Consider the following 17043-nt stretch of genomic DNA (forward strand, 5'->3'; position numbering starts at 1 on the left):
ATTACATTGAAAATCTTAACGTAAGTTAAGACTGCTTCTTTACTCGGGCTTCTTATAGAATCTTTGTATAACAATACATTACTGATTGCACCGTATCTGTGTTACTTGCAAAATGCTAAATTTGAGTCGATAGCCACACGCATCACATCATCCATGAAACAGCTAATATGTCGCTTACATTTGTGTGTCTTATTTATTTTTGCACTTTCCGGTTGTTTATCACCCATCACGCTCAACCGCGCGGTGATGGCTTATGATGAAGCTGTTGTCAATACGGATGCCAAGCAGTTACTCGTCAATATTGCCCGCGCCCAGCATCATCAACCTCTCCATTTCACCAGAGTATCGGCTATTGCGGCTACTTTCAATTTCAGTGCAAATGCGGGTGCTACGCCTGCCCTAACAGGGGATAGAGGGGGCATGCTGGTCCCGATATTTGGCGGTAGTATTTCTGAAAACCCTACTTTCAGTATTGATCCAATCTCAGGTGAAGAATTTACTCGACGACTCCTCACTCCATTCGACCAGCACAAACTAACGTTGTTGCTTCGACAACAATTTGATGTGGACATGATGCTGCGGATGATGGCGCAGGAAGTAAGGCTACAGCATCCAGAGCAGCCTATCAATGCTCACGCTACTCACAACAAGAATGCTGAGGAACGACCAGGTTATCGTTACCACTTCCATCGCGATGCAGAGCGTCAGGCTGACTATAACAATACGCCAGCTCCAGATAATAAGGAACAGGAGCGCCGTCTCCGTCTGCGGCAACAAATCACCTATCATAACAACCCGTCGGATCGAGCTGACTACGAGATGTTCCGTCGCGTCGTGCTCCATCTCTCAGCGATTCAGGATCAGAAGCAACTGTATGCGGAACCGTTGATATTTGAGCGTAGCTGGACTATCCCAGCAAGTGCTGTTTCAGCAGAAGGCTTTCAGTCTTTAGAAAAGGAATTTACTGTCCGCTACAGCCAGGAGGAAGGTACTTATACGCTTAGCAAACAAGCGTTGGGGCCTATTCTCATCACTAACTATGATCCTAATACTCTGTGTTGTGAAGAACGTACAGATTTATATGATTTGACCAATCCTTGGGTTGAAAATGATGTTGCTTTTGATATTCGTCCGGGGTACCCAGGAGGAGAGTGGCCGATCAGAGGTGTTTTTCGTTTGAGGAGCTTTCATGCCATTCTCAATTTTCTCAGCCATGCGCTTGGGGAAGAGCCGGAATACCATGTCGAGAAAGATCCGCGCACACCGCTTATTGTTAGGGATGAGAATCCATTCAATACGTTGGAATTAATCATTTCAGGCACGCAGCCTCCCAAAAACGTGCTGTCAGCATACTCGCATGGTCAGTTTTATGCAGTAAACATGGTGGGGCCAAACGCTCACTGGAATATGAATGCTTTCCAGTTACTCTACATTTTATTCCGTATGACAGTTACTGATGCAAAACCCCTTGGCTTACCCATCACCATTGCCAAGTAATTATTTTGATCAGATCTTTTGAACGTGCTTGTTGGAGATGTAAGAAATATGGGTTGGGTATACAATGAAGTGACCAATCTTGCCATTGGATCAAATAAGCAACGGCCAGCTTTCTAATGATTTTCCTGAGATATAAGTTTGCCGCTTACTTATTCGGTAATGATGGCTGGTATTCTATCTACCTACTTACCTACTCATAATAAATGGAGGTTATATGAAACTGATCTTATTTCTGGCACTTGTTTTAAGTACCCATGTATACGCCCAAGGTGGACAGGGTCATCAAGGTAAAATGCACGATGGTAGTCATCATGAAGGAATGCACTATGGCGGTATGCATGGTAATAGCCACGGGTTGGATGCAACCACCCTGAAGCAATTTTTTGAGCCACTGCCTGCCTCGATTATCGACGAGAAAAAGAATGCAACTTTGATCAAACTCGGCAGGATGCTTTACATGGATCCGAGGCTTTCAGTCAATGATAAGATTGCTTGTAACTCTTGTCATCAGCTCAATAAGTTCGGTGTGGATAATGAGCCGACATCGCCAGGTCATGAAGGTAAACGCGGCGGCAGGAATTCTCCAACCACACTTAATGCAGCGCTACATATCGCCCAGTTCTGGGATGGGCGCGCGAAGGATGTCGAAGAACAAGCGCTTGGCCCAATATTGAATCCAGTTGAAATGGGTATGCCGAATGAAGCAGCCGTTATCAACAAATTGAAGAAAATCGATGAATATAAAGATCTCTTTCCACAAGCTTTTAAAGATGAGAAGGATCCCTTCCAGCACAAAAATGTGGGTAAGGCAATTGGGGCCTTTGAGCGAACACTGCTCACGCCTTCCCGGTTTGATGATTTTCTTAAGGGTGACGAAAATGCACTGAAGGAGGATGAGAAAAGAGGTCTGAAAAAGTTCATCCATATGGGGTGTATCAATTGCCACAATGGCGCCGTTATTGGCGGTAACTCATTCAAGAAATTGGGTCTTGTCGAATCTTATGAAACGGCTGATATGGGGCGGTATGAGGTTACCGGGATCGAGAGTGACAAAAAAGTATTTAAAGTGCCCAGCCTTAGAAATATTACTAAAACAGCCCCTTATTTTCATGATGGTTCCATTGAAACACTCGATGAAGTGATTCGATTGATGGCAAAGCATCAACTTGGTCAACAAGTTGGCGATGGGTTTATTAGAGATGTGAAAGCATTTTTAGGATCCTTGACCGATAAAGATAAGGATTAAATCTGGAAAATTGGGTTGGATGATATGCGGAGCAGAAGAGGGGGTATATAGCATGGCTTGTTACAAGGCGCGCTAATTTATGTCAGGTTTTAATAACTGGCAACATCGCTATTTAGCGTAGTAATCGGCCTTCGACCGCAAGGCGTTTGGAAGAAACATGATGAAGTTGGTAAAATGGATAATTTTTATATCTCGTATAATCAGTCACTTACAGTTGTTTCTTGAAAGGACGGTGTTATATACTACTCTTCCTCTGCCAACAAATAGTACGAGAAACTACCCATATAGCTGAAATTACCTGAGCCGTCGCCATATGTCGCTCTTGTTGTCTCCGATAAATTGCAGCGAGGTAGCAGCTCTTTTGCTTTTTCAAAGAAACCTTCCTATTGATCTGGCTAGGCCAGGCTTATTTTTGTTAATCTCTTAAAAGAGTAATAAGCTAGTACTGCCTAAAAGTGACAGCATATTATATTTAAACATGAGCTGGCCATAATGTTTGTTGGCTTTCTCTTGATGCGGAATCTATCCTTAGAGACCTTTGCAAAACCCTATTTTCAAAAATCTAATATTAATAAAAACGATGAATTAGTAACCAAGAAAAGGACTTTTGCAAAGGTCTCCCTTAGATTATTTACTTAACTAATCCTACCATCGATATACAAAAGTCAAATAACCAAAAGTTATCACTTGTAAAACTTTTGATTTCCGAAAAATCGATATTGTGCCTTTCCTCCATTCAATTCTTTCAGATCTTGGTCAAGCAAAAAGAATCGAAGCAGCCGCTTCACATGGGCTGTTTTTTTGATGTTTTTGCCACTGAGAGATAAAAATTGTATGCATTTGCATTATTGCCTGCTTATCTGTTATCTCTTAGCATTCTAATGCAAGGGAGCGGAATTGATTTGATCCTTTGTTTTTGCTCCGCTTCAGATACCGATCAGCTTTGTTTTGCTTATTGAACTGGTCGGGTAAAGATTGAATTAACTATTTGTTATGAATGAAATTATTACCTGAAAGTAGGTGGCGAATAATGCAATTAAACACGAGTAGTATTGATTAACCTAAATTTTAGGAGGTTATCATGCGACGAATCTATTTTCTTGTTCCCAGCATTGGTGTGACTAGGCGTGTCGTTGACGAACTGCTCTTGGCGCGAGTCGAAGAGAAACACATTCATGTAATTGCCAAGCGCGGCACTCCGCTCGAGGAGCTGCCTGAAGCCAGCCTCTTGCAGAAGAGTGATTTTATTCCGGCGGTGCAGCAAGGAATGGCGCTTGGTGGATCGACAGGTGTGCTTGCTGGACTGGTTGCCGTCGTTCTTCCTCCTGCTTCAACAGTGGTTGCAGGTGGTATCTTGCTTGCAACTGCGCTTGCAGGTGCGGGTATTGGTGCATGGGTAAGTGGCTTAGTAGGAATGAGTGTGGGCAACAGACGAATTAAAGAGTTCGAAGACGCGATAGAAGCAGGCCATTTCTTGGTATTAGCTGATGTGCCATCCGATCGAGTGGATGAGATCGAGGAGCGTGTAAAACAACATCTGCCCGAGGTGGAAATCGAAAGTACAGAACCCAAAATACCTGCATTTCCTTAAAGTAATAATCAAGAGGAGCATTATCTGATTGCGAAAATCATCTGAGATCTAATATCAAAGGAGCCAAATAGAGCTTTGATTCCAGTAACGCTTATTGACACATAAAAGGAGGCGATGATGAGTTTGATCAATGATGATCTTAATCATGACGTTAACGATGATTCATCCAATAGTGAGGGCCATAAGGCTTTCCAGCTGGATATTGAAAATGACCAGGTAACTACTGTTTTTGGACTCAATACTGGAGCCACTCTCAAACTTACCGAGATGCTCAGATTTTCTCCCACGAGTGGTGATGATTTTATCGTGGTACGTAAAGGGGAAGATTGCCGTACGAGTGGTGATGATTTTATCATTGTACGGGAAGGGGGAGATTGTCGTGGTGGATAAGAGGAAAATATGTTGTTTTCCATGAAGCTGAACATTTGTGTATTGAAGATTCTAGCTTGCTGGAGGGAGATTTGTTGGTATTCGATATACTGACCTTGGCTTAATGTCAAAGGGGCATCTGGTTAGTTTTATTACAGATATCCTTATTGAAGGTGAGGATTTTGTCATCAACATCAACTTTGGTGCTCAATGTATCGATTACGCTAGCAGGAGGTACAACCTGACCAGATTGGCTGGGATAATGTCAGTGTACTGAGTGAATTAAATGTCAAATTAACAATGAGGGGATGCTTCTATCCTCTCATAATTTTAGAAGGTTTTCTAAGGTTATTGGTCTAGTAATCTTTTCTGATGATCATTTTTAATGATTTGAGTATGTCAAATCGAGCCTGATTTCACTCAAAATTCTGTTGGATCAACATCCAAAGTCCAGCGTACTTTACGGTTGGGGAATTTGCAGAGTTTTATATACCAGTCGCTGAGAAATGCCTGCAATCTCTTGCGAGAGTGGGACTGTATGAGTAGGTGTGCACGCTCTAGCCCTTTTAGCCGTGCCATTTGCGCAGGAACCGGATCGAATATTTCTATTTGCTCCGTAGGTTTGATGAGTGTGATCGCCAGTGTGAGGAAGTCCATGGCGGTGTCAATTTGGGGTGCTTCGGCATTAAGGAGCGCTTGATAGGAATAGGGAGGAAAATGAGTGATTTCCCTTTCTTTTAGCAGTATTTGTGCATGAGCATCGTAATCGTGATGTCTTAGTGCATGGTATAGAGGGTGATCGGGAAACTCGGTCTGAATGAGGACCTCTCCAGCAGTTTCCGCACGGCCTGCTCGTCCGGCAACTTGCATCAGTTGCGCAAACAACCGTTCTTCTGCACGAAAATCGGTGCTATATAAGGAAGCATCAGCATTTAGCACACCTACCAAGGACAGATTAGGAAAATCATGCCCTTTCGCCAGAAGTTGGGTGCCTATCAAAATATCTACCCGTTGTTCATGGATCGCAGCTAATATGGATTGCCAGGCTTCTTTGCGACGGATGTTGTCACGATCGACGCGAAGAATGCGTGCTTCAGGAAAAAATTTTGCCAATGCAGCTTCAATCCGTTGAGTACCATGACCAAACGACATGAGATCCTGGTCACCACATTGAGGGCAGGCGGGTGGAAGGTGTTCCTTATGACCACAGTAATGGCAGCGTAAGCTTTTTTGTGTCAAGTGTACAACGAGACGACTGGAGCAGCGCGAACAGGTCGCAAGCCATGCGCAGGATTTGCATAATAATACCGGTGCATAACCGCGGCGATTGATAAAAACCATGCTTTGCTGTTTTTGGGTTAAGCAGTTTTCCAGTGCAATGAGCAGTGGCTCAGATAGCCCTTCTTTGAGCTGAATAGCGTTGGTATTGATATAACGTATGGTTGGGAGTGTGGCGTTCTTCGCTGCGCGGGTATATAAACGCAACCTGCGATATCGACCGATCATGGCGTTGTAATAGCTTTCCAGTGAAGGTGTGGCAGAGCCCAAGATGACGGGGATATTGGCTTGTTTTGCACGAAAAACCGCGACATCACGTGCTGAGTAGCGTAATCCATCCTGCTGCTTAAATGAATGATCGTGCTCCTCATCTACGATAATTAAACCTAACCTGGGCAATGGCGTAAAGATGGCTAAGCGTGTTCCAAGGATAATGCCTGCTTCACCTCGTTGTGCCTGTAGCCAGCCACTTATGCGCTCGGAAGGATTGAGTTTGCTGTGTAGGCTGACCAGATGCGTAGCGGGGAAGCGTGACCGGAAAATTGCTTCTAGTTGCGGAGTAAGGTTGATCTCAGGAACCAGGATGAGTACCTGCTGTCCTTGTTTTAGCAGCATTGAAGTTACTTGTAGATAAATCTCGGTCTTGCCGCTGCCTGTGGCGCCATGGAGTAACCAGGTGTTGAATGTGCCTATTTCCGCTTGAATAGCATTGATTGCTGTGATTTGTTCGGTTGTGAGCTGGAGAGTAGAAGGAGCATTTAATGTGAATTCCAGTTCCACTAGAACCTTTTCTACCCATCCTTGAACTAAAAATTCTTGCAATAACTTCAAAGCACGCGGAGAGAGCCGCTTTGCTTCTTCACTACCGATGTTGTCCACTTCTTTAAGTCGAGCAAGCAGGCGCTGTTTAATTTTATTTCGGCCAGAGATGCAAGAAAGTGCTGTTGCTTGGCCTGTATCAGTTAAACGGAATAGGAATGATGGCTTGATAGATCGTTGTGGGAGGGGCTTAATGCTGCGCAATCGTGTGGGCAATCCGTTCATGATGACCATTCCGATCGGATGATGGTAATAATGATTACAGAACTCAAATAATTCCATGAGTGCAGCAGGCAAGGGAGGAATATCCCGCAAAATAGCTTCAGCTTGCTTCAGTTTGTCATGCGGAACTTGGGTATCATTGGATAGGGCCATGATGATGCCTATCATGATTTTTTTACCAAAAGGAACGCGCACGCGTAAACCGATATCTTGTTGCGTTGCATCTGGAGCGATGTAATCAAACAGGCTATCGATTGGAATATCGAGTGCGACACGGATGATCATCATTTGATGAATTCCTCAGACATGGGTGATGATGTTGTAGGCCTGAGAAAGCGGCGAGAGTTGCGTTCACACTCTCGCCGACTAATGCAAGTTTTAGAAGTTTGCTTTTCTTTTAAATGGGGGCTTGCGAAATTAGTTTGATGCCCTGTACAAGATCACAGGGGCTTCGCCTTGCGTGGTTAGGGTTGCGGTATTACCATCCGAGCTAATGTCAAATGAAATCGATTTATCAGAACTATCTGAGAAGCCAACGCAACCGTTGGTATCATAAATAAAGCTTGATATTTTCAAGGCTTTCGTGCTGGAATCAAAAGCATACGAAGCAAACTCAACACCTGGCGTTCCGCATTTTGATTCCTCGGATTGATAAGTTTGTCCTGTAGGATCGATTAGCATAAATCTGCTATTAGGAAAGAACAGAAATAATTTTGATTTTACAGTATCTTTGTTCAATCCCCATGCGCCAACAATCCCATTAGTTACATTATCCATTTTGGCATATCGTTTTTCCTTGATCTCAGTTGGAATGGGCTCATCATCTGAGCTGAGCTCGATTGGGCGTGAAATGTGAAAGAGCTCGCCGAAGAGGCCGCTTTGCTGCCTTTCCCTTTGTGCAACTATGATATCCGAAATGATGAGTTCATCACCATTAGTATGGATTCTCCAGGTAGGGCGCGGATGCGATAAACCAGCTCGTAGGTTGGTATCGATTGAAGGTGATCCAGTAAGCTTAAATCCTCTGGTATCGAATTCCTCGGCGCGTGTGATCCCATATTCCACCCCAGCTTTGATAATGGTGCTACCACCACATATGCGATTTTCATCACAAGAGTCATCTGCTGTGGCCTCGCCCTGCAAGTATTCACCACTTCCATTTTCAGCGATATGTATGATGCTTGCGCTTTGATTGTCGTATTTTACCCAGATGTGGCTGCTAAGCAGGGTAACTCCTTGAGAGAGGAAGTATTCACTTGCTTCTTCCACAGATTTAATCTCACCAGGTATACCCGCAGATTCTCGAGCAGCTTGGAGCGTAGCAGTGTCAGCAAATGTGGCTGGATCAGCTTCGAGATTGAGTGTGGACTTAACAGCAGAGGCTGCTTCTGCCGGAATGGAAATTCCATTTGCTGGGTTGTCATCTGAATCGAGGGATTGCAGCAGGATAAGCAGATTTTTTAGTTTGTTCTCATTACCTGCAGCCAGTTCTATAGGCGTAACGATAGCCGATGCTTCAATATCACCGATGACCAGTTCACCCAACTTGAATTTAACATTATCGCCATGATTGTAACGAAAAACACCTTGCGCATCAGTGATACCAGTCGAACCAGAGGAGGCAATATAGGAAACACCTGCAACGGGTGCAGTGTTGGTGAGTATCCCGGTGGTAGGTCCTTTAAGCGTAGTTTTACTTTTGACGTTTACAGATTCCTGGCTGCTATCGCAGGAGGTAAGACTGATAATGAATGCACTTGCTAGAAGCATGCAAGTTTTTTTTGTTTGTTGATTGAATTTCATTGAGATGACTCTTCCAAATTATGTTTAATCAATTCATGCGATTTCCGCATAACCCCAAGATTGTAATCTTATGGAATAAGTGGATAATGTAGATTTAAGTCTCAGAGATGTAAGGCCTTATTACAATCACAATCCTCAAGGCGAAACCTATTAGCGATCCGCCTATTATAGTAGTGTAAGTATAGACGCAATTTTCTGTTTTACTGATTTTTTTGAATTTCTGAGTATTTGATTTGTCAATTGGGCATCAAACTCTGTTTAACGTTACATTAATAAATGATTTCATATGTTTAGTCTAGCGCAAGTATCACAATTGACTGAGAAGCCCCAACAACTTCCTGTTGACTGGTATTTTAGCCCACATATTTTTGAATTGGAAAAACAGCGATTGTTTGATCGAGGTCCTGGTTACATTGGGCATGAATTGATGGTGCCTAATGTTGGGGATTACCATGTTATGGAATGGATGAGTGATGCCAAGGTATTGGTTCGCAATGAGAATGGAATCGAGCTGCTATCAAATGTGTGCCGCCATCGTCAGTCGCTCTTGCTGAAAGGACGTGGGAATGCCAGAAATATTGTTTGTCCTATCCATCGCTGGACTTATGCGATGGATGGCAAGCTGTTGGGAGCGCCGCACTTTAACAAAAATCCTTGTCTTGATTTAGGTAGAACAACCTTGCAAACCTGGAACGGTCTGTTGTTTGCTGGTGAGCGCAATGTTATGCATGATATGACGCATCTAAGTGTACTTAAAGATTTTGATTTTTCCAATCATGTGTTGGATCGCGTACAAATAGATCGTTACACATGTAATTGGAAAACGTTTATTGAAGTTTATTTAGAGGACTATCATGTTGAGCCCTATCATCCTGGTTTGGGGCATTTTGTCGACACAAATAAACTTGATTGGGAATTTGGTGATTGGTATAACGTTCAGGTAGTGGGGGTGAACCCTGAGTTCAATCGGGCGGGCACACCTGTTTATGACAGGTGGCACAAGCAGGTGCTGCAGTATGATGATAATCGACTCCCGTCTTATGGTGCTATTTGGCTACTCTATTATCCTAATGTAATGCTTGAGTGGTACCCCCATACACTTGTCATTAGTACCATTTTGCCGACTGGGGTGGAGAGCTGTATGAATGTTATTGAATTTTATTACCCGGAAGAAATTGCTTTGTTTGAACGAGAATTCATTGAGACAGAGCAAGCTGCTTATTGTGAAACAGCAATAGAAGATGAAGAAATTTGCAGGTTGATGACGGACGGTCGCCGTGCACTTTATCAGCAGAATATCAATGAATTTGGTCCATATCAAATGCCGATGGAAGCAGGCATGGCGCATTTTCACAATTTCCTGCAAAGGGAGATAGGATCCTACTTACGCTAGCTGTAGTTCTGATTTGCATTTCTCATTGGTTAATGACTGATGGACTCGCTTTGGATGCTCGTGGCAGGTTTCATGTTTGCTTGCATGGGTCTGCTGGTAAAGTTGGGTGCTGCACATTTTTCGAGTATCGAACTAGTATTTTATCGTTCTTTGTTTGGCCTGCTATTAACATATTTAGCTATGCGCGCCAGCCGTGTTTCATTGGCGACTGAACATTGGAAAATCCATTGCTGGCGTGGGTTATTCGGCCTTGGTGGGTTGTTGTTGTTTTTTTATTGCATTACGCAACTTCCATTGGCAACTGCGGTGTCACTGAATAATACTTGGCCGTTATTTCTCGCGCTGTTAGCGACGATTATTTTAAAAGAGCACTTGCATTGGGCGTTGGTTATGGCGGTCGTGCTCGGGTTTATAGGAGTGGTTTTATTGCTACGTCCCTCTTTGCATGAAGATCAGTGGCAGGCGGGATTAGTCGGTTTGATCTCGGGTATTTTGGCAAGCGTTGCACATCTTAATTTGAAGCAGCTTGGTAAGCTAGGTGAGTCTGAATGGCTGGTGGTTTTTTATTTTACCTTGATTTGTACGGTGATTACTGGTATGTGGTTATCGTTAACTAACTTTAGTGCTATTACATCCAGTAACGTATGGCTGTTAGTCGGGATTGGCATAACAGCTACACTTGCACAACTGGCGCTCACACGGGCTTATCGTGTCGGTAGAACGATGGTGGTCGGTGCGCTTGCATATAGTACGGTATTATTTGCGGGGTTGTGGGATGCTTTTTTCTGGAATGAAATTCTGCCAATTTCTGCTTGGATGGGGATGGGGATGATTGTGTTAGGTGGCTTGCTAAGCCTAAGAATTGCACCAGTTAGCGTTCGTAGTCAATAGAAATAGGCTATTCACATATTGAAAATCAATTATTTATAATAGATACATTATATCGGGGAATACGCACATGATTACTATTCAAAAAATCAATAATCTGATGATCGTAGCTGTAATCGGGGAATTTACCTTGAGCGACTATAAAGAATTTGAAGACCAGGTGCTATATCGGGCACATTCTGAGGATCAGTTAAATCTGTTATTTGATTGGCGGGATATGGTGAATTACACGGTAGATGTCGCATGGGAAGAAATCAAGTTCATGCGCGAGCATGGTAGCGAATTTAATCGGGTTGCGGTAGTCACTGATAACCAATGGCAGGCATGGAGTGCTTGGGTGTCAAACTTGTTCATCGATGCAGATGTGGTTGTTTTTTCTGATTATGATGAAGCAAAGGAATGGACTTCTGGCGAATAAATTTTAAGCTACTGCCTGCATTTTTACGTGAAAAAGCTCAAGCAAGCATGATTCAGTATGGATGAGTTTGTATTAGCCAGGGTATTGCATGTATTGGGGGTAGTGCTTTGGATTGGAGGCGTCGCCATGGTGACGACAGTTTTGCTTCCTGCGGTAGCAAAAATGAAATCAGCTGAAGAACGTGTCGATTTCTTTGAGCATATTGAAAGTCGTTTTGCTGCTCAGGCGCGCTTCACCACATTGCTGGTAGGGCTGAGCGGTTTTTACATGATGTATATCCTCGATGGCTGGAATCGTTTTGCTGAATTCCATTTCTGGTGGATGCATGCCATGGTATTGGTATGGGTTGTTTTTACGCTGATGTTGTTTGTGCTGGAGCCATGGATACTCCATAAATGGTTTAAGGCCAGAGCGCAAAGCAAGCCGGAAAAGACGTTTGCACTGATTCTGCGTTTGCACTGGTTTTTATTGAGTATTAGTGTTATTACAGTTGCGGGTGCAGTTGCAGGCAGCCATGGTTGGTTTTTCCTAGAGAAATGGTGATGAGTTATACCCTATTAAAGTTGGTTCATATATCCAGCGTCATGCTGAGTTATTTGTTATTTCTGACTCGGGGTATATGGATGATGCGTGCATCAGCTCAATTGCAGCAGCGCTGGGTAAAAATAATGCCGCATGTCATTGATACGGTGCTGCTCTCCAGCGCAATCATGCTGGCTATCCTGATACAACAGAATCCGCTTGTGGATTCTTGGCTAACTGCAAAAGTTGTAGGGCTGCTTATTTATATTGGACTGGGCATGGTCGCACTGAGATTTGGTAAGACCCGCATAGTTAAGGTGAGTGCATGGATCATGGCTCAGCTAATATTCTTCTATATTGTGCTGGTTGCGCTAACTAAGAATCCTGCAATATTCCTATAATTGAGCTTTATGTGACATCTTGAGTCTCTTTGCAAGAATCTTTCGATATTGAGTAATGTCTAGAAATCACCTCTTATTCCCGCTACTAGAGCTCTTCCAGGTTGTGGTGCAAAGTTCTTTAAAAATGAGGTATGAATGCGTATTTCCTCATCAAGCAAATTTCTACCTTGAACAAAGAGTCTGATACCGTTTGATTGAGTTTCTTTTATTCGGTAACTAGCTTCAAGATTGAGTAGCGTATAGGCCGGAGTGCTGCTTTCAAGTTCTGCGCGTTTGTTTTGGCGTAGAACGTGTATCGTAGTTAGATTCGCGGTCCAGGGGCCGATTTGGTAGTTTAGTTCTAATCCGAAACGTTGTGGTGTCGTGCGAGGTACATTCCCGTTCTTTTTATCTAATTTACCACGCACATAATCTGTAAACAGGCGCAAGTCTAGGTTATCAGGTTTGAGAGTAAAAATGACCTCCGCTTCTGCTCCATAAAATGTGGCATCGGTCTGAGCTATATCTAGTGCTTGAAATTCACCTTGTGAATCTAATCCCCCATCTTCATCAACACGATCAGCAATGCCATCACCATCAGTATCGATGTTTCTAAAAAAAATATAGTTATTAAACCGGTTATAAAAGGCGTTAACCTTCCATTTCACAAATCCGGAAGGTTTGCTAAGGGATAAATCAAAATTGTTGGTCGCTTCTTTGCGTAAGGCATTATCACCAATCTGGAATGTGCCTGTGGCATGATGAGCGCCATTCACATAGAGCTCTTCTATTGCTGGCGCGCGTTGACCGTGTGTGGCCGTTAATCCTAGCTTATAGTCTTTTATAAAATTCCAGGAAGTGCCTGCGGAGCCATTAAAAAGACTGAATGTGCGCGATTGGTCGATATCATTTTGTGGATCGCGGGTGGCATATTCATATCGTCCACCAAATTCGAATCGAAAATTATCCCAGTTGCGTTCTTCGATAAGAAAAAGTCCGGTAGAGCGCGATTTTGTAACAGGTACGATCGCTTCTTCACCCAAAGCAGAAAATGTACGATCCTGAAATTGTATGCCGAATAACCCTTTTAAATTTGCAATGGGTGAATGCAGAAACTCAGCCCGGCTTTCCAGTTCTCGATTTTTAAAGCGAGTACCTAACTCATTATTATTTTCAAGTTCATCATGTTTGTAGTCATTGTAGCCCATACGTACTTTGAGCCTCTCAAAACCAGTGAAAGGGCTGTCTAGTTCGCCAGCCAGGTTATAACGGGCTTGTGTTAAGTCAATACTGGATCTTTCGGGGGTCGGGATACCATACTTACTTTCCAGCAATGAGATAGATCCACCGAAAAATCCTCTCTCGCCGACGTATGAGCCGCCGACAGACAGGCCTTGAGAATCAACCGCACTGTTTCTAACAACATTCTTCTCGTTATGAACGCTCTGATTAATATTTGCTTGCCCAGGAATATGATAATCACCTGTTTTACGCTTGAAACCACCGATACTCCATGATGTTTGACCAAAACTCCTATTAACATTAAAAGATCCCGTTCTTTCTTCAGTGGTAGTATTTCCACGGACTTCAAAATTACCCTTTAACGATTTGAACAATTGACCGGGAATGCGACCAGTTACAGCATTCACTATGCCACCTGTTGCGCCGCCACCATAAAGCAGTGTTGCTGGACCCCGCAGAATTTCAATTTGTGAAGCATTGAGTGTTTCGATAGTGACAGCATGATCCGGGCTCAGGGAGGAGAGATCCAGCGTGCCAACACTGTTTTCCAGCACTCGAATGCGTGGCCCATCTAAGGCGCGAATAATAGGTCGGCCAGCACCCGGTCCAAATGAGCTTGAGGCTACACCAAGTTCAGTGGATAAAGTATCACCAAGACTTACCTCACGCTTTCGACGGAGGTTGTCTCCATGTAAAACAGCGGTAGGTTGAGCCATATTTAGCTCACTACGGTCTTGAAATGGTGTCGAGGTTATGACGATTTCGGGGAGTTGGGTTGTTTTATTGACCTCTTCCGCTTGAGCAATAGCATTGTTGAAGCTAAAGATAGCTAAACCAATAATAGCTAACCTAAATTGCACTCTTTGGTTGTCTGTGTATGGGGTCCTATTTTTTATAAATTTATAAGATAACATACTGATAAAACATGATCTATGGTTAAGCATTAGAAGAATTGCTGAGCCCAATAATGCAACCAGGTTGCATTATTGGGGACGATGGCCCTGTTAGTTTTTTGTTAGGTAATGATTTTACGAATCGAGAATGCTTTGTTTAATCAGGCTCAGCGCTGGATTAAGGCTACATGATCAAAATACTGGTAAAGTTTGAAAATCAAAGGGGGGGCACGGGTATGGTAAACAGAGGTAACGTTATAATAGTCGAGTTTGTTGATATAACCAGGTAGTGGCTGGCTAGTAAATTTTTGGGAAAAAAGAAAACTCAGAAAAAGCAAAAAAGGCCCCAATGCTTTTAGAACTAAACAATCAAAGCAGTGGTGATTAATACCATCATCAATTTCATCTAGGCTGTTTATGATTGTTTCAACTTGTGATACCTCGAAGTGCGCCAGCAAATGCCCAGCTTGTAAGATGGGTATGGAAAATAATAATAATGAAAAAATTAGAATGCTAGTTTTATGAGGCATGAGGGCGATCATTTTGCAGAGAAATGTTGTTATTCCATTTTTTGAATAGTTAATCTAATAAGCGCATTCAGCACATAATCCTTTAATCGTTAATTCAATTTCATGGAGTAAATAGCCAAGTGGTAAGGAGGGCCCAGGTTTAATCTTGAGATCGTCTAGGCATGTTACCTTGGTGCATCGTGTACATATGAAATGAGCGTGTTGATGCGTGTGTAATTCCGTATTGACGCGGAAGCGCCATACACGATCATCTCCTGCTATTTTGTGTACTAAATTTTTCTTGCTCATCCATTCAAGAACTCGGTAAAGCGTTACGCGATCCAGCTGTTGTTTCACGTTTAATCGCTCTTCAATTTCACGATGAGTAAGCGCATGCTGCTCTGCCAATAGAGTGGCAAGTGTTCGGATTCTGTGATGAGTGGCGCGATCACCAGTATGTCTAACCAACTCTTTGGCTTTTTCATGGAAATTGTTTGGCATAGAGAGCGTATTTGCAACTTAGTTGCATTTAAGTATAGTCCAATTAAATCAATTTATGCAATGGCAATTTGCCGGTCATGAGGTTCGTTCAAAAAATCAAATCCTTATGTATCTCATTTTTTCCTAATCTCTAGGTGCATAAGAAATATTTTGTTTTGTTGGACAGAATTTTTTATCTCTGGCGATTGATATTTTGCTTCTTAAAAAATTTTGAATATAAGTGGCTATTCACTATTGCTATAGATTGGGTAGCATTCATTCTAAATTTTATCTGTTTGATGTGTATGGCTAATTATATGTGCTGCGCGTCCTGTTGCATTCTTGCTGACGCACTTATTCAGACTTTCCTTAATTTTTTGTTATACAATCACAAGCAAATATGCTGGGCAATGTCGCTGAGCAGATTACATATTGATTAAGATTAAGAATCTGGAGAAAGTATGAGAAAGGCTTCACGTAATAGATGGGCTATGCAATTATGCGTAGCAGTAGTATTGTCATTAGCAGCATTTTCACTTTATGCGCAGCTGATGCTCGCACATGAAGGGCATCATGCTGGGCATGGAGGGTGTCAGGTTGAGACGGGAGATTTTCCTGTAACTGTCAGCGTTTATGAGGTGCCAGAGGGTAATATTCCTCCTATGCATTCATATTGCGATCATGTGCCAAATATTGGAAAGGTAAATGTGACGATTGAGTTGCCTGCCAATGCTCGTGAGATACCGCTTGCCGTGCGTCTAGTAAAGGCGGGGCATGAAGGACATGGGGAAGCTCGCGGCGATGTGGCTGCGCCTGGCAATGCTAGCAAAGAGAAAGATCATGAAATGGAACATGATGAGCATAATAGCCACGATGGGCATGATGTAGAAAAACATAAGGAGCACAAAGCTGTATCACATGGTGCTGGTGAACATCATGGTTTTTATATGCCACCCGAGACGTATCCTTCGGGAATTATTGTTGTTGCGACAGAGCTGAAAGAGCTTGGTCAATATGTAATATTACTGGAAAAGGTGGAAGGTGATACTGTTCGTCCTGTCGTCCGCGTTCCGCTGCATGTTGGAGGAGATGGGGGGCATGGTGGTCATGGCTCCGGTTTTGGTATGTTGGAGATCATGCTTTTGCTTGGCGTAGCAGGGGGGCTAACTTTCTTCTTTTTACAACGCAAAAGCCCAAGCAAAGAGACGGTTGGGAAATCATAATTTCATATCTAAGTAATAAATTCTTACCCAAAATTCTTGACATAGCTGTGGTTGAGAAAGTAGGCTTGCTGAGTTTCAGTACAGGAATAAGAGGTAGTGGTTTTATGCTCAGGCTATCGAGAGGGATGGGTAGCGCGTATTTGCAAGGGCGTAAATGGATAACAATATAAGATAAGAAGGAGAGAGGAATGGATGCCCGAGGATGGCTGAAGGGGTTAGTAGTGGCATGTGGGGTAATGTTTGCAGGGTCATTGCATGCGAACATATCGA

At 43.1% G+C, this 17043-nt stretch carries 15 protein-coding genes; 10 read left to right on the forward strand and 5 right to left on the reverse strand.

The features are described from left to right. Positions 1 to 153 precede the first annotated feature (153 nt). From BLW34_RS10070 to BLW34_RS10085, 4 genes are all read left to right on the forward strand, one after another. Entirely contained in the window at positions 154 to 1497 is a 1344-nt protein-coding gene (locus BLW34_RS10070; RefSeq protein ID WP_090579008.1) for a hypothetical protein, read from the forward strand. Between the two features lie 214 nt (positions 1498 to 1711). Continuing rightward, positions 1712 to 2743, forward strand: coding sequence for a cytochrome-c peroxidase (locus tag BLW34_RS10075; RefSeq protein ID WP_090579011.1), 1032 nt, complete (start codon positions 1712 to 1714; stop codon positions 2741 to 2743). Between the two features lie 1081 nt (positions 2744 to 3824). Next, complete coding sequence (locus tag BLW34_RS10080; RefSeq protein WP_090579014.1) at positions 3825 to 4334, forward strand: DUF1269 domain-containing protein; 510 nt, start codon at positions 3825 to 3827, stop codon at positions 4332 to 4334. Positions 4335 to 4448: 114 nt separating this feature from the next. Next, entirely contained in the window at positions 4449 to 4724 is a 276-nt protein-coding gene (locus tag BLW34_RS10085) for a hypothetical protein (protein ID WP_143037905.1), read from the forward strand. Between the two features lie 399 nt (positions 4725 to 5123). Here BLW34_RS10085 and BLW34_RS10090 read toward each other — a convergent pair whose 3' ends face one another. Together BLW34_RS10090 and BLW34_RS10095 are read right to left on the reverse strand one after the other, a co-directional pair. Continuing rightward, on the reverse strand, positions 5124 to 7310 hold the full coding sequence (locus BLW34_RS10090; RefSeq protein WP_090579019.1) for a primosomal protein N': 2187 nt from the start codon (positions 7308 to 7310) through the stop codon (positions 5124 to 5126). 129 nt (positions 7311 to 7439) lie between these two features. After that, positions 7440 to 8567, reverse strand: a complete 1128-nt coding sequence (locus tag BLW34_RS10095) for an adhesin (RefSeq protein WP_256203736.1) — start codon at positions 8565 to 8567, stop codon at positions 7440 to 7442. A gap of 544 nt (positions 8568 to 9111) precedes the next feature. Between BLW34_RS10095 and BLW34_RS10100 the strand changes: the two genes are divergently transcribed. From BLW34_RS10100 to BLW34_RS10120, 5 genes are all read left to right on the forward strand, one after another. Then, a complete protein-coding gene (locus BLW34_RS10100; protein ID WP_090579024.1) occupies positions 9112 to 10218 on the forward strand; it encodes an aromatic ring-hydroxylating oxygenase subunit alpha in 1107 nt (368 codons plus the stop codon). Positions 10219 to 10257: 39 nt separating this feature from the next. Further along, on the forward strand, positions 10258 to 11109 hold the full coding sequence (locus BLW34_RS10105; RefSeq protein WP_090579027.1) for a DMT family transporter: 852 nt from the start codon (positions 10258 to 10260) through the stop codon (positions 11107 to 11109). Between the two features lie 67 nt (positions 11110 to 11176). Further along, positions 11177 to 11524 (forward strand): SpoIIAA family protein, encoded by a 348-nt coding sequence (locus BLW34_RS10110; RefSeq protein WP_090543994.1) that lies wholly within the window; start codon positions 11177 to 11179, stop codon positions 11522 to 11524. 57 nt (positions 11525 to 11581) lie between these two features. Next, on the forward strand, positions 11582 to 12067 hold the full coding sequence (locus tag BLW34_RS10115; protein WP_090579029.1) for a hypothetical protein: 486 nt from the start codon (positions 11582 to 11584) through the stop codon (positions 12065 to 12067). Continuing rightward, entirely contained in the window at positions 12067 to 12447 is a 381-nt protein-coding gene (locus tag BLW34_RS10120; protein ID WP_090579032.1) for a SirB2 family protein, read from the forward strand. Before BLW34_RS10115 ends, BLW34_RS10120 begins: the two co-directional genes overlap by 1 nt. A gap of 59 nt (positions 12448 to 12506) precedes the next feature. Here the strand turns inward: BLW34_RS10120 and BLW34_RS10125 are convergent, their stop codons facing one another. The 3 genes from BLW34_RS10125 to BLW34_RS10135 form a co-directional block, all read right to left on the reverse strand. After that, positions 12507 to 14582: a TonB-dependent receptor gene (locus BLW34_RS10125; protein WP_090579034.1), complete on the reverse strand. Its 2076-nt coding sequence runs from the start codon at positions 14580 to 14582 to the stop codon at positions 12507 to 12509. Between the two features lie 146 nt (positions 14583 to 14728). Continuing rightward, on the reverse strand, positions 14729 to 15091 hold the full coding sequence (locus BLW34_RS10130) for a hypothetical protein (protein WP_143037906.1): 363 nt from the start codon (positions 15089 to 15091) through the stop codon (positions 14729 to 14731). 54 nt (positions 15092 to 15145) lie between these two features. Further along, the gene (locus BLW34_RS10135) at positions 15146 to 15571 is read right to left on the reverse strand and encodes a Fur family transcriptional regulator (RefSeq protein WP_090579040.1); all 426 of its coding nucleotides are present in this window, start codon (positions 15569 to 15571) and stop codon (positions 15146 to 15148) included. A gap of 440 nt (positions 15572 to 16011) precedes the next feature. Here BLW34_RS10135 and BLW34_RS10140 point away from each other — a divergent pair, with 440 nt between their 5' ends. Next, on the forward strand, positions 16012 to 16773 hold the full coding sequence (locus BLW34_RS10140) for a hypothetical protein (protein WP_090579043.1): 762 nt from the start codon (positions 16012 to 16014) through the stop codon (positions 16771 to 16773). Positions 16774 to 17043 lie beyond the last annotated feature (270 nt).

The sequence above is a fragment of the Nitrosomonas sp. Nm58 genome, from assembly GCF_900107335.1.
Lineage (GTDB): Bacteria > Pseudomonadota > Gammaproteobacteria > Burkholderiales > Nitrosomonadaceae > Nitrosomonas.